This is a genomic window from Microbacterium shaanxiense (assembly GCF_054779995.1).
Genome location: NZ_BAAGXE010000001.1, coordinates 22,130 through 35,832, shown reverse-complemented (window position 1 = coordinate 35,832; position 13,703 = coordinate 22,130). Strand labels below are relative to the sequence as shown.

Annotated in this window: 14 protein-coding genes; 8 read left to right on the top strand and 6 right to left on the bottom strand. The window is 67.9% G+C overall.

Annotated elements, in window-relative coordinates:
• Positions 1-5 precede the first annotated feature (5 nt).
• From ACYVG2_RS00165 to ACYVG2_RS00140, 6 genes are all read left to right on the top strand, one after another.
• Entirely contained in the window at positions 6-347 is a 342-nt protein-coding gene (locus ACYVG2_RS00165; RefSeq protein ID WP_460779131.1) for a DUF6385 domain-containing protein, read from the top strand.
• 11 nt (positions 348-358) lie between these two features.
• Entirely contained in the window at positions 359-1,414 is a 1,056-nt protein-coding gene (locus tag ACYVG2_RS00160) for a LacI family DNA-binding transcriptional regulator (RefSeq protein ID WP_460779130.1), read from the top strand.
• 35 nt (positions 1,415-1,449) lie between these two features.
• Complete coding sequence (locus ACYVG2_RS00155; RefSeq protein WP_460779129.1) at positions 1,450-2,838, top strand: FAD-dependent oxidoreductase; 1,389 nt, start codon at positions 1,450-1,452, stop codon at positions 2,836-2,838.
• A gap of 93 nt (positions 2,839-2,931) precedes the next feature.
• On the top strand, positions 2,932-3,144 hold the full coding sequence (locus tag ACYVG2_RS00150; protein ID WP_460779127.1) for a heavy-metal-associated domain-containing protein: 213 nt from the start codon (positions 2,932-2,934) through the stop codon (positions 3,142-3,144).
• A gap of 41 nt (positions 3,145-3,185) precedes the next feature.
• Complete coding sequence (locus ACYVG2_RS00145) at positions 3,186-5,426, top strand: heavy metal translocating P-type ATPase (protein WP_460779126.1); 2,241 nt, start codon at positions 3,186-3,188, stop codon at positions 5,424-5,426.
• A 110-nt stretch (positions 5,427-5,536) separates the two neighbouring features.
• Positions 5,537-6,838, top strand: coding sequence for a serine/threonine-protein kinase (locus ACYVG2_RS00140; RefSeq protein WP_460779125.1), 1,302 nt, complete (start codon positions 5,537-5,539; stop codon positions 6,836-6,838).
• A 49-nt stretch (positions 6,839-6,887) separates the two neighbouring features.
• Here the strand turns inward: ACYVG2_RS00140 and ACYVG2_RS00135 are convergent, their stop codons facing one another.
• The 5 genes from ACYVG2_RS00135 to ACYVG2_RS00115 all read right to left on the bottom strand — a co-directional run bounded on the left by ACYVG2_RS00135 (position 6,888) and on the right by ACYVG2_RS00115 (position 11,249).
• Entirely contained in the window at positions 6,888-7,598 is a 711-nt protein-coding gene (locus ACYVG2_RS00135; protein WP_460779124.1) for a ThuA domain-containing protein, read from the bottom strand.
• Positions 7,599-7,639: 41 nt separating this feature from the next.
• Positions 7,640-8,737 (bottom strand): Gfo/Idh/MocA family protein, encoded by a 1,098-nt coding sequence (locus tag ACYVG2_RS00130; RefSeq protein ID WP_460779123.1) that lies wholly within the window; start codon positions 8,735-8,737, stop codon positions 7,640-7,642.
• Positions 8,738-8,938: 201 nt separating this feature from the next.
• Positions 8,939-9,118, bottom strand: coding sequence for a hypothetical protein (locus ACYVG2_RS00125; RefSeq protein ID WP_460779122.1), 180 nt, complete (start codon positions 9,116-9,118; stop codon positions 8,939-8,941).
• A gap of 179 nt (positions 9,119-9,297) precedes the next feature.
• Positions 9,298-10,428 carry a Gfo/Idh/MocA family protein gene (locus ACYVG2_RS00120; RefSeq protein WP_460779121.1) on the bottom strand — a complete coding sequence of 377 codons (1,131 nt, stop codon included), beginning with the start codon at positions 10,426-10,428 and terminating at the stop codon, positions 9,298-9,300.
• Positions 10,425-11,249, bottom strand: a complete 825-nt coding sequence (locus ACYVG2_RS00115) for a sugar phosphate isomerase/epimerase family protein (RefSeq protein ID WP_460779120.1) — start codon at positions 11,247-11,249, stop codon at positions 10,425-10,427. Before ACYVG2_RS00115 ends, ACYVG2_RS00120 begins: the two co-directional genes overlap by 4 nt.
• Positions 11,250-11,365: 116 nt before the next feature.
• Here ACYVG2_RS00115 and ACYVG2_RS00110 point away from each other — a divergent pair, with 116 nt between their 5' ends.
• Positions 11,366-12,007 (top strand): TetR/AcrR family transcriptional regulator, encoded by a 642-nt coding sequence (locus tag ACYVG2_RS00110; RefSeq protein WP_460779119.1) that lies wholly within the window; start codon positions 11,366-11,368, stop codon positions 12,005-12,007.
• Positions 12,008-12,032: 25 nt separating this feature from the next.
• Here ACYVG2_RS00110 and ACYVG2_RS00105 read toward each other — a convergent pair whose 3' ends face one another.
• Positions 12,033-12,470 (bottom strand): carboxymuconolactone decarboxylase family protein, encoded by a 438-nt coding sequence (locus ACYVG2_RS00105; protein WP_460779118.1) that lies wholly within the window; start codon positions 12,468-12,470, stop codon positions 12,033-12,035.
• Positions 12,471-12,920: 450 nt separating this feature from the next.
• Here ACYVG2_RS00105 and ACYVG2_RS00100 point away from each other — a divergent pair, with 450 nt between their 5' ends.
• Positions 12,921-13,661 (top strand): hypothetical protein, encoded by a 741-nt coding sequence (locus ACYVG2_RS00100; protein ID WP_460779117.1) that lies wholly within the window; start codon positions 12,921-12,923, stop codon positions 13,659-13,661.
• Positions 13,662-13,703 lie beyond the last annotated feature (42 nt).

Sequence of the window (13,703 nt, the reverse complement as noted above, 5' to 3'; positions counted from 1 at the left end):
CGACCGTGAGCATGCGACAGTCGCAGAGCGCAGTCCTCGAGCGTGGTGTCGACCTCGGCGACTCCTACGACACCGAGCCGTTCGAGGTGGCCTGGGCGGGAGAAGCCCGCTGGTGGATTCACTTCCTGCAGCCCGCCGAAGAGACCACGGTCGAGTTCCGAGTGCAGATCTCCCCGGACGGGCTGAACTGGATCGATCATGAAGGTGTCGAACCCGTCACATCGAAAGCGACCGGGTTCGTCTCGATCCCGGTCACGAACTTCGGCCATTGGCTGCGGCTTCGGAGCACTCGAACGACGGGAGAAGCATCGCCGATGCTTCGCATCTACTTGGAGCTGAAGGAGTAGCGAGGCAGATCATGCCAAGAGAAACAGGAGAGTCTCGGCGACGCACGCTTCAGGACGTCGCCGAGGCGGTCGGCCTTTCGGTCAACACCGTCTCGCGCGCGCTGCGGGACCTCCCTGGCGTCGGCGATGCCACGCGTGCGCAGATCAAGGCCGAGGCCGAGAGGATCGGCTACGTCCCCAACGCGCACGCGCGGTCGCTGGTTCTCGGATCGCGCAAGACGATCGGCGTGATCATCACCGATCTGGCGAACCCGTTCTTCAACGACCTCGTCACCGAGATCGAAGAGCAGGCGATCCAAGCGGGGTACACGCTCGTGCTGCTGCTGTCCGATGAAGACCCCGAGCGCGAGCAGGTCGCCGTCGACACGGCGCTGCGCTCAGGTGTCGACGGCATAATCGCCGTTCCGGTGCAGGGGCGTTCGAACCCGTGGAAGGCGGTCACCCGTGCCGGCGTTCCGCTCGTGCTCGTCGCGCGCGAGATGCCGGGGCTCGGTGTCGACTTCTTCTCGAGCGACAACCAGACCGCTCGGCGACAGACCACCGAGACGATGATCGCGCTCGGCGCTCAAGACATCGTCCTGCTCGAGGAAGACCTCCGCATCTCCACTGTCAGCCATCGCCTCGACGGATTCCGTGCCGCTCTCGAAGCCCACGGCATCGAGTACGACTCGCGGCGGACGGCTGTCGTTCCTTCGAGGCGCACGGCGCGTGGCGCGTCGCTGTGGCGCGGCGAAGACGCCTACCTCGTCGCCAGCGACCTGCTCGAAAGCGGGCGCGTTCCGGACGGCATCCTCGTGGGCAACGACTTCTTCGCCCTCGGGGTGTACGCGGCACTGCGGGAGCGCGGCATCGTGATAGGCAAGGACACCATGATCATGGGGTGGGGCGACTACCCGTTCTCGCGCTACCTCGACCCACCGCTGTCGACGGTGCGCCTGCCGGTCGTCGAGGTCGCGCGCCGCGCGACGACCCGCATGCTGTCGCTGCTCGACGGCACTGCGACGTCCGGCCCCGTGGCCGAGTACATCCAGCCGGAGATCATGCTCCGCGCATCCACCAACCACTGAGGCTCCGCCTTGCACTGACGCCGATGGAGGCGCTCATGACGCGTACGCACTATCTCGAGCCGAGCCGGGAAGTCCCGATACTCGCCGACGTCGACGTACTGGTCGTCGGCGGTGGACCGGCCGGGGTATCGGCCGCCGTCGCTGCCGCGAGAACCGGCGCGCACACGTTCCTCGTCGAGGAGAGCGGCGGCTTCGGCGGCATGTGGACGCAGGGCCTCGTCATCACGCTCGCCGGATACAACTCATGGCTCGCCCCTTCGCGCGAGCGCGTCGTCGACGGTGTCGGCGGCGAGTGGCTCAGGCGTGCGGCGGACCTGGGCGGCGCGAGCGATCACGATGGGTGGGTGCTGAACTCGGACCCCGAGAAGATGAAGCTGGTCGCCGATGAGCTGCTGGCCGAGGCCGGAGTCGATTTCCTGCTGCACGTGCTGGCGACGTATCCGATCGTCGAGGATGGGGCGGTCGTCGGGTGCCTCGTCGAGACGCGGGAAGGACGAATGGCCGTCACGGCGAAGGTGACGGTGGATGCCACGGGCAACGGCGACGTGGTCGCACGCGCTGGTTCGGACTGGCTGAAGGGCGACACGCTGCAGCCGATGACGATGCCGATGTACATCGCTGATGTCGCTCCCCTCGCCGGTGTGGATCATCTGACGCCCGCGCATGTGCGCGTCGGGCCTGAGGCGGGGTATTTGGACGGGCGAGGACTCGCGGACTCGCAGGCCGCGAGACGCGATGTGCCGCTCGACCTCGACGCGATGCGGGAGGCTCGTGTCCGCGACGAGCTGCCGGTGTTCGGCGGGCCGTGGTTCGGCGGAATAGAGAAGGATGAGGTCTGGGTCAACACGGTGCGCGTACTCGGCGACGCGACAGACAATCATGACCTCACGCGCGCCGAGGTTCAGGGGCGCCGCGACGCGCACACGCTGTTCGAGTATCTGCGCGATCATGTCGACGGGTTCGAAGCCAGCAGGCTCGCACGGACGAGTCCGACCATCGGCATCCGTGAGACGCGGAGGCTGGTCGGCGTCGCGACGCTGACCGGCGACGATATCAGAGCCGGCGAACAGGCGGAGGATTCCATCGCGCTCGGTGCCTGGCCCATCGACGTGCACCCGACGGATGGCGAGGTCGGAGCCCACACCATGTTCGTGCCTGCACCGTACGGCATCCCGTATCGCACGCTCGTGCCGGCAACGACGGATGGGCTTCTCGCAGCCGGCCGGTGCATCTCCGTCGATCGCGAAGCGCTCGGATCAGCGCGCGTCGGGGCGACCTGCTGCGCGACCGGTCACGCTGCCGGAACTGCTGCCGCGCTCAGCGCGCGGAGCGGTACGCAACCGCGTGCGTTCGATGTGGGAACGCTGCAACGCGTATTGCGCGAGCAGGGCGCGCTCGTATCCGTCGAGGATCTCGCGCGCTGAATCCCGATCTCTGCCCCTTTGGAATACCCCCTGGGGGTACTCTGTTATGGTTGTGGAACGCCGGCGAACGGCATCCGATCGAAGGGAACAGAGATGAACACCACCGAGTACAAGGTCACCGGAATGACGTGCGGTCACTGCGAGATGTCCGTGCGCGAAGAGGTCAGCCAGATCGCGGGAGTCGAGGACGTCCAGGTCAGCGCGCAGAGCGGCACGCTCGTCGTCACCACCGCCACCGAGACGCTCGACGACGCCGACGTGCTCGCCGCCGTCGGCGAAGCGGGCTACTCAGCCGTCCGCGCCTGAACGCCTGAACGCCTGAACGTCTGTCACGAGAGGAGTCTGCGATGAGTGTGTCCGGATCGAGTGTCGAGTTGGAGATCGGTGGCATGACGTGCGCCTCGTGCGCGATGCGCATCGAGAAGAAGCTCAACAAGCTCGACGGCGTCGCCGCGACGGTCAACTACGCCACCGAGAAGGCGAAGGTGACCGTGCCTGCCGGATACGAGGCCGCACAGCTCATCGCCGAGGTCGAGAAGGCCGGATACACCGCCGCGGTGCCGGCGCCCAAGAACGCGAAGACCACCGAGGCGACGGATGCCGATCCCGAGCTCACTTCGCTGCGCCAGCGTCTGATCATCTCGATCATCCTCACGGTGCCGGTCATCGCGATGGCGATGATCCCCGCGCTGCAGTTCACGTACTGGCAGTGGGCGTCGCTGGCGCTCGCTGCACCCGTGATCGTGTGGGGCGCATGGCCATTCCACAAGGCCGCCTGGACCAATCTGCGCCACGGCGCGGCGACCATGGACACGCTCATCTCGATGGGCACTCTGGCCGCGTTCCTGTGGTCGCTGTACGCGCTGTTCCTCGGCTCGGCGGGCATGCCAGGCATGACGCACCCGTTCGAGTTCACGCTCTCGCGTTCGGACGGCACGGCGAACATCTACCTCGAGGTCGGCGCCGGTGTGACGATGTTCATCCTCGCCGGTCGCTACTTCGAGAAGCGCTCGAAGCGTCAGGCTGGCGCGGCCATGCGGGCGCTCCTCGAGCTCGGGGCGAAAGACGTCTCGGTGCTGCGCGACGGCGTCGAGACGCTCATCCCGGTGGACGATCTGCAGGTCGGCGACGAGTTCATCGTGCGTCCGGGCGAGAAGATCGCCACCGACGGCGTCGTCGTCTCCGGAACGTCTGCGGTCGACGCCTCCATGCTCACCGGTGAATCGGTGCCCGTCGAAGTCGGGCCGGCGGATGCCGTCACCGGGGCGACCGTCAATGCCGGAGGACGACTGGTGGTGCGCGCCACGCGCGTCGGCACCGACACCCAGCTCGCGCAGATGGCGCAGCTGGTCGAGGACGCGCAGACCGGTAAGGCAGAGGTGCAGCGTCTCGCCGATCGCATCTCCGGCGTCTTCGTACCGATCGTCATCGGCATCGCCGTGGTCACGCTGGCCGGATGGCTCATCGCCGGGTTCCCGGCCGCGGCGGCGTTCACCGCCGCCGTCGCCGTGCTGGTGATCGCCTGCCCGTGCGCACTCGGCCTCGCCACACCCACCGCGTTGCTGGTGGGCACGGGCCGCGGCGCGCAGATGGGCATCCTCATCAAGGGCCCTGAGGTGCTCGAGTCGACCCGCAAGGTCGACACGGTCGTGCTCGACAAGACCGGCACCGTCACCACGGGGCGGATGGCTCTCGTCGACGTCGTCCCGGAGCCGGGGACGGATGCTGATGAGCTGCTGCGCCTTGCCGGAGCGCTGGAGGATGCGTCAGAGCATCCGATCGCCCAGGCCATCGCGAAGGCCGCGACCGCGCGTGTCGGCGCTGCACAGGTCGGCGCGCTCCCGAGTGTCGAGAGTTTCGCGAACGTCGAGGGCAGGGGCGTGCAGGGTGTCGTCGACGGGCACAGCGTGATCGTGGGACGGGAATCGCTGCTCGCCGACTGGGGCCTCGCGCTCTCACCGGCCGTCGCCGAGGCGAAGGCCGCGGCCGAGAACGACGGGCAGACCGTCGTGGCCGTCGCGTGGGACGGCGCCGCCCGCGGCATCCTCATCGTCGCCGACACGGTCAAGCCGACCAGCGCCGAGGCGATCGCGCAGCTGAAGAAGCTCGGCCTGCACCCCATTCTGCTCACCGGCGACAACGAGGCTGTCGCCCGGCGGATCGCCGCCGAGGTCGGTATAGACGAGGTCATCGCCGAGGTGCTCCCGAAGGACAAGGTCGACGTCGTGGCACGGCTTCAGCGCGAAGGCAAGGTCGTCGCGATGGTCGGCGACGGCGTCAACGACGCACCCGCGCTGGTGCAGGCCGACCTCGGCCTCGCGATGGGCACGGGCACAGACGTCGCGATCGAAGCATCCGACATCGCCCTCGTCCGCGGCGATCTGCGCAGCGCCGCCGACGCGATCCGCCTGTCGCGCAAGACGCTCGGCACCATCAAGTCGAACCTGTTCTGGGCCTTCGCCTACAACGTCGCCGCGATCCCGGTCGCCGCACTCGGGATGCTGAACCCGATGCTCGCGGGGGCTGCCATGGCACTGTCGAGCGTGTTCGTCGTCGGCAACAGTCTGCGGCTGCGGGCGTTCCGATGATCCGCCTCCAAGCACGTCGGGTGATGCGTGTCAAGGCGGAAGACGACGCGGCGCGGAGTTCGTAGAGTCGGCGGAAGTGCGGTACCCGAGCCGCACGACATGGAGTGGCCATGGGTGCGATCGACGAGCATACGACCGAGCTTCTGCTGGACGGACGCTACCGGCTGGGGCCCTGCCTCGGTCGGGGCGGTATGGCCGCGGTGTACCGCGCTGAGGACACGATCCTCGGGCGCACCGTGGCCATCAAGCTGCTCGGCACCGCGGACGAGGCGTCGACCGATGATCGGGTGCACGGCGAGACCACGGTTCTCGCGTCTCTGAACCACCCCTCGCTCGTCACGCTCTACGACGCGAGGCTCGACCCCGGACATGCCCGCTACCTCGCGATCGAGTACGTCGACGGCCCCACGCTCGCGTCGCGGCTCTCGCAGGGACCGCTCTCCGGTTCGGAGGCGGCCGCTCTCGCCCGCGATCTCTCGGAGGCGCTGCAGGTCGTGCACGACGCGGGCATCATCCATCGGGACATCAAGCCCTCGAACGTGATGCTGGCGCGCGCGTCCCGGCGTGGATCGGGCTGGACCGCGAAGCTCATGGACTTCGGCATCGCGTACAACGTCGCCGATGCACGGATGACATCACCGGGCGTCGCCATCGGCACCGCCGCGTACATGGCGCCCGAACAGGTCAGCGGGGCCGAACTCACGCCCGCCGTGGACATCTACTCTCTGGGGCTCGTGCTCATCGAAGCGCTGACAGGCGAGCCCGCGTTCCCTGTGATGGGCAAGGTGCCGACGGCCCTCCGCCGACTCTCTGAGGCTCCGGAGATACCCGCTTCGATCGGGCCGCGCTGGCGAGCGCTCCTCACGCGCATGACGCGCGTCGCACCCGAGGAGCGCCCCTCAGCACGGGAGGTCTCGCAGGCGGCCGTGATTCTGGGCGGCGGACCACTGCTCGAGCAGTCAGCGCGCCAGCCCCTTCCGCCCGCCCTCACTCCGATCGTTTCGGATGATCAGCCCACCGGACCGACCAAGGAGATCACCGTTCCCGCTGAGCCGTCGTCGCCAGCCCCGCCCCACCGCGCGCGGAGACTACGCAGGGCGGCACTGGCGACCATGGCTGTCGCCGCGGCGGCGATGATCGCCATTGCCGGGTTGTCGACCTTCGCGCTCGCCCCCGACTCCGCAGGGCGCGTCGCCTCACGGATGTCCGCCGACGAAGTGTTCACGCCACCGACCCTCGAGACCGGCGAGCCCACGGAGCCGGAGCAGACGGGCACCGAGTCCGAGTCCGACCCCGCTGATGACTCCGTCGAAGATGTGGGCGATGACGAGCAGAAGTCGAACCCCAACAAGGGCCCGGGCAACAACTCCGGCGACCGGAAGGATGACAAGGACGACGAGAAGGGCAAGTGACGTGATTCCGAGCGGCCGTGCCGCGGGATGCCCTCCTGGTCGCACTCGCCTAGCTCGTGCGCGCCGCCCTGCTGGCCCACAGCATCCCGCGCTCGACGATCGTGCGCACGTTCGGATCCTCGAGCACGTCGACGCTGTGACCCGGAGTCGCCACGAAGATGCGGCCGGCGCCCCACTGCCGCGTCCACACTGCGGGTGACGTCACGGGACGGTGCCACTGGTGATACGACTGAACCGGGTGGGTCGTGGTCGCGAGCACATCGATGAGGTCATCGTGCAGCACCCAGTACTGCTCGGTCGTCAGCGGGAAGTTCGAGATGCCCGCGGTGATCTCGTGTTCGCGTCCGAGCTCGGTCATGTCGACCGTGTACGACAGGTAGTTGTCGGTCTCATCGCCGGGGCGCTCTGCCGGCGGACGCCCTGGGTGAGTGGCGAACTGCCCGCCGATGAGGTGCAGGTAGTCGGAGTTCGCGCGATACGAATCGGCGATACCGCCGTGCCAACCGGCCAGCCCTGTCCCCGCCTCGACGGCGGAGCGGAGCCCGGCGAACGCCTCCTTCGAGATCTCCGACATCGTCACGGACTGCACGATGAGGTCGGTCGCGGCCATCACCTCGGCATCCGCGTAGATCTCGTTGCTCTCCTCGACGCGCACGTCGAATCCCGACTTCTCGAGGAACGGGAGGAACAGTTCCGTCGTCTCGACGGGGTGGTGCCCCTCCCAGCCTCCGCGGACGACGAGTGCACGTCGATCGGTCATGAAGTCCTTCCTTTCACTGCCGCCGTTGAGAACGTCAAGATCTACCACCGATCCGGGGACGAACCGGCCGGGACGGATTCGGGTCGCTCGGCGGTGCTCGTGAGCTCCACCACGCGACGCTCGCGTCCCGCCGACAGCACCGCCTCCATGATCTCGAGCACGTGGAAGGCCAGCGCGCCGGATGCCCTGTGCGGCCGCCCGGTCTCGATCGCACGGGCCATGTCGGCAAGACCTGCACCGCGCCCTGTGTCGGCATAGCCGCCGGAGACGGGAGCGACCCTCCACTCGGGGGCGTCCTGGGTCCAGACCTCGGTCGCGTCGTCGAAGCCGTTCGGGTCGCCCACCGAGATCGTTCCCGCCGTTCCGTAGATCTCGATCATCGGCGCCCGCGTCTGCCAGATGTCGAAACTCATCGTGACGGTCGAACTGACGCCGCTCTCGTGGAACAGGATGGCGGAGATGTGCGTGTCGATCGACACCTCGAGCGGAGTGCCCTGCAACGGACCGCTGCCGATCGACCGACGGCGATCCGACGTGCTCACAGATCCGGCGACCGAGACGACCGGTCCGAACATCGTGACCAGCGTCGTCACGTAGTACGGGCCCATGTCGAAGAGCGGCCCCCCGCCGGGCTGGTAGTAGAACTGGGGCGACGGATGCCACGACTCGTGCCCCGGCGACGACCAGTGCGCGGAGGCGCCCACGGGCGCGCCGATCGTGCCGGCATCGAGCAGGTTCCGCGCCGTCTGCACGCCGGTGCCGAGCACGGTGTCCGGTGCCGAACCGACACGGAGGCCGGCGGCATCCGCCGCTCGCAGCAGTTCGGCGGCCTCGGCGACGTTCAGGCCGAGCGGCTTCTCGGCGAACACGTGCTTTCCGGCGGCGATCGCGCGCAGACCGACCTCGACGTGAGCCGCGGGGATCGTCAGGTTCAGCACCGCGTCGATGCGATCGTCCGCAAGAACGTCGTCGACGCTGAGCGCCTCGACGTTCTGCTCGATCGCGACGGCGTCCGCGCGCTCCGCGTTGACATCCGCGACCGCCACGAGCTCGAGGTTCGACAGCTTCGGGATCTGAGCGAAGTACTGCTCGGCGATCTTGCCGACGCCGATGACGCCGATCCTCATCGGAGTGGTCATGGATGTTCCTTCAGTTCGGCGCACGACCGCCGTCCTTCATCTCGCGGCGGTCGTGCCCGCGACGACGAGCGACGTCGTGAGGTTCATGTGGAAGCCATGCAGGTCGCCGATGAACCGATTTGTTGTCGGCTCCGACAATGCATGACGTGACCAATGTACCGAACTTCGAACGGTGGGGTCGGGTTCAGCCGGACTCGCCGATCACGGCAGATCAGCCAGGTCCACGTCCTCGTCGTCTTCGTCAGAGTCTTTCTCAGGGTCATCCTCCGAGTCATCGGACGCCCCTGTGCTCGGACCGAGGTCGGGGTCGACGTCCTGACCGGGCAGCACGCCGTCCTCGTCGGGCATGGCGCCTTCTTCGTCGGGCAGCGAATCGGACATGGTGTCCTCCGTTCTGGTCGGGATCAGTTGCCATCAGACTCGCGCTGCCCGTCGATTTCGCCATCCCCGTTGACACGCGGGCTCGATCGTCTCCACACACGCCCGACGCCGTATGAAAGAAGGAAAGTGCCTGACCGACACTCTCCTCCTTTCAACGCCCGCAGAGGGGCGCCGAGCGCCTAGCCGAGCGTCGCCGCGAACGGATCGAAGTCGGCCGGCATCACGGGAACCTCGCCGACCGTACTCTCGATCTCGAGGTACTGGCCAGACGCCGCCGAATCCTGCGCCGACAGCAGCACGTCGAGCACGTGGTAGCCGAGCTCGCCGGTGGCGATGTGCGGGCGATCCGCCGCGATGGCGCGCGCCATGTCGAGCACGCCGAGACCACGGCCGACGACCGTACCCTGCTCTTCGATGTCGATCCACTCCTGCGTCGTCGACATGCCGTCGCGCAGCACGCCGAGCGGCTTGACGTAGGCGGTGCGGCCCGAGAACGTGTTCGGGTCGGGCATCACCAGCGTGCCCTCGCTGCCGTGGATCTCGATGACGCCGTGACGCTCGAGCGCCGAGTCGAAGCTCAGCAGATGCGTGCCCTGCTGGCCGCCTTCGAAAGTCGAGAGCACCTGCACGGTCGAGGGCACCTCGACGGAGAAGCTCTCCCCCGCACGCGGCCCGGTGTGGATCTGCCGCTCCGTGCGCCAGCGCGATCCGCGCGCCGCGACACCGGCGATCGGACCGAGCAGGCTGACCAGTGCCGAGAAGTAGTACGGCCCCATGTCGAGCAACGGGCCGGCGCCGGCGGCGAACAGGAAGGCGGGCTCCGGATGCCACAGGTCGGGGCCCTGCGTCTGGAACGCCGTGTGCACGAACTGCGGGGTACCGATGATGCCCTCGGCGATCGCGCGCTTGGCGGTCTGGAAGCCCGGTCCGAGGATCGTGTCCGGTGCCGACCCGATGCGCACGCCCGCGGCATCCGCTTCGCGAAGCAGAGCCAGCGTGCTCTCGCGGTCCATTCCGATCGGCTTCTCGGTCCACACGTGCTTGCCCGCGGCGACGGCGCGCGCGGAGATCTCGATGTGAGTGGCGGGGATGGTGAGGTTCACGACGAGGTCGACGTCGGGGTGCGACAGCACAGCATCCGCGTCGCCCCACACCGGCACACCGTGCTCTTCCGCCTTCGCACGGGCGCGGTCGGGGATCAGGTCGCCGACGGCGACGACGCGCACGTCGGGGAACGAGGTGAGGTTCTCGAGGTAGGTCTGGCTGATGACACCCGTGCCGATGATGCCGACGCCCAGGGGCGCACTCATGCGACGAACCCGCCGTCCTTCAGGAAGGTGAACCCGGCCGCGATGTCGTCGAAGACGTCACCCGGCGCGTGGTCGTACTCGATCACGGCGTACGCGATGTTGTCGTTGGCGCGCAGCGCCTCCGCGAGCGGAACATCGCCCGTTCCCGGATGCCGCTGGTCGAGGCTGTCCGAGGAGAACTTCGAGCCGTCCGGGCCCCAGGGGTTCACGGCGGGGATGATGCCGTCCTTCACGTGCACGGCGGTCAGGCGGCCTGCGAGGCGTGCCGCCAGGGACGTGACATCCTGCCCGCCGGTCTGCGCCCAGAACAGGTCGAGCTCGATCTGCACGCGCTCGTCGGTGAGCTCGATGAAGCGCTCGTAAGCGCTCTGGTCGCCGAACGACGCCACGAACTCCTGAGCATGGTTGTGGTAACCGACCGACAGCCCGAAGGTCGCGGCGACGTCTGCGGCACGGTTGAGGCGCTCCGCGATGTCGGCGACGCCGTCTTCCGTGAGCCAGCGCTCCGGCGCGACGAACGGGTCGAAGACGGTCGTCATGCCGATGGCGGCCGCCGCCTCGAAGACGATCTCGGGCTTGGGCGTGGGGATCGCGCCATCCGGCGTCCAGAGCTCATCCGACAGCAGCGGCGCGTGGCCGGTCGAGGCCGCGATACCCGTCGCGTCGAAGGCCGAGCGGATCTCGGCCGGACGGCCGACGAAGTCGAACGCCTCCACCGTCGTGAACCCGATCGCGGCGAGCCGTTCGAGTGAGCCGTGCATGTCGGCCGAGAACTCGCTCGCGAGCGAGTACAGCTGCACTGAGGCGAGGGGCAGAGCCATGATTCTTCCTTCGTACGTCGTTGTGGAGGGGTGCGCGAGGCGCGGATGCGACGAGATTATCACGAAACCTCCACATGGAGGTTAATTGTCGGCGTCTCTCGGATATGTTGTCTCGTATGGAGTCAGAGCCGGTGATCGGACGCCGCGGAGCGCATGCCAAGGGCGTCGCCCGACGGCAGGAGATCCTGGATCGCGCGATCGAGGTGTTCCGCGAACGAGGCGCCGACGGCACGTCCCTGCGGCGCATCGCCGAGGCGATCGGCGTCTCGCACGCCGCGCTTCTGCACTACTTCGACTCGCGGGAGCAGCTGCTCGTCGCGGTCTACGCGCACGCCGAGGCGCAGCGTGCCGCGGCCGATGCGGCGCGGCGCGCAGAGGGCGCTCCCCTGCCCCTCCGCGGCGTCGATTCGATGGCTGATGCCGCGGTCAAGAACGTCGAGGTGCCAGGGCTCGTGCAGCTGTACTCCACGCTGGTCGCTGCGGCACTCGAGAGCAGCAGCGAGGTCAGCCGGGAATTCTTCTCGGCGCGTTTCGAGCGCGTGCGCAGCGAGCTGACGACGAGCTTCCGGGTGCAGCAGGAGGATGGCAGCATCCGCGACGACGTCCCGGCCGAGCATCTCGCGGCGCTCGTCGTCGCGGCATCCGATGGTCTTCAGATCCAGTGGCTGCTCGAGCCGTCCGTCGAGCTCGAAGGCACGCTGAGGTCTATCGCGACGCTGTTGCAACCACAGCCCGGCCCGGGTCCGCGTCGGCCCTGACGCCGACGCGATGCGGCGCCGAGGTTCAGGGCGCCACGGGGTAGTGGCTGCGCACGGCGATGCGGTTCCACACGCCCGTCATGATCGCGAGCCAGCTGATCGCCGAGATCTGCTCGGGGGTGAGCGAGCCGTCATCCCAGTCCGAACGCTCAGGGACGGACATCTTCGTCACTTCTTCCGCGAGGCCGAGTGCCGCCCGGTCCGTGGCGGAGAAGTACTGCGACTCCCACCATGCGGCGACGACGGCGAGCCGATCGGTCGACTCGCCCTTCTCCAGCGCACCGCGCGTGTGCAGGCGCAGGCAGTACGCGCATCCGTTCAATTGGGAGACCCGGACCTTCACCAACTCGACGAGCTTCTCGTCGACGCCCGCATCCGCGAGCGCCTGCGACACCTGCCCGTCCAGATCGAGCACCTGCCGATATGCGACCTGGTCGGTCTTGCTGAGGTTCACTGTCGTCATGTCCTTGCCTTCTCCCTGTTGCGCGCAGCTCAGTGTTCCACGCATGCGTCATGCATGTCTCTGATGATCCGACGACGCAGCGCGGAAGAATGTGAGGCCCTCCGAGAGGGACGAACAGGTAGCCACGCACGCCGTCACCGGCTAGATTCCCACTGGACGCGAACACCCGAGCGCAGAACGGAAGTCCGGCCAGCGTGCGCAGGGCGGAGTCCAGTCCCCCGGCGACCTCGGGGTCGTGCGTAAGCGCGGCAACCACGAAGGACACCGGCCACCGCGACTGCGATGCCCTTCGCGACGTATCCGACGACCCCGAAGGTGACGATTCCGGAACGCGCCCGCGGGCGCGGCCAACAGCTACTATCCCGCGGCGGTGCGATCCGCTCCCTGCCGCCCACGAATCGACCTGCCGTTGGGTCGCAGACGCGAGTATCGTGTGGCCTGGAGGACACTATGGACAGTGTTCGAACTCTGGTCGCTCAGGCGGAGGTCAGCTCCGAGCTCGCACCCGGCACCGCCGAACGGTTCGCCGGCTACGCGCTCATGAGCCTGCCTTTCAGCTCCGGCCACGTGCTGGGTCTTCGACGGTTTCCCGTCACGTCGATCGGCCCGCGGTACACGTCGGTCTGGGCGCGCACTCCTGCGGAGGATTGGACGATCTACACGACCGTCGACGCGGAATACTCCTGTCCCCGCTATTTCGGGCGTGCACTGGAGTCCACCTCCGTGCACAGGATCGATGTCGACTGGACGGGCGAGCGCACCTTCGTCGTGACCATAGGTGACGAGATCGATCTGCGCTGGTCGGTCACGCTCGCCACCACACCGATGACGCGCATGATGTCGCGCGTCGCCGGTACGTTGCCTGCACGGCTGTGGCAGAGCGAAGCATTCCTCTCCGCGCTCGGCGCCGTCGCCGGCCCGTCACTTCGCGCCGGCCGGATCGGGATGACAGGGAAGACTCCGAACGCGCAGTTGTTCAAGGCCAGGCTGCAGCGCATGTGGGTCGTCGAGTCGTCGCAGGCATCGATCGGCGGTGAGGATCTCGGCACCGTCGAACGGTTGCCTCGGCAGACCAGGCTCGGGGACTTCTGGATGCCGCAGCGAGGGATCTTCATGATCGGAGGCGCCGCATTCGATCCGTCGGAGGCGGCGGCCGATCCGACGATCGCCGACGCTGCTTCTTCGGGCTGAGTCCTGATACGACAAAACCCCCGGACTTCCGGGGGTCTTGAC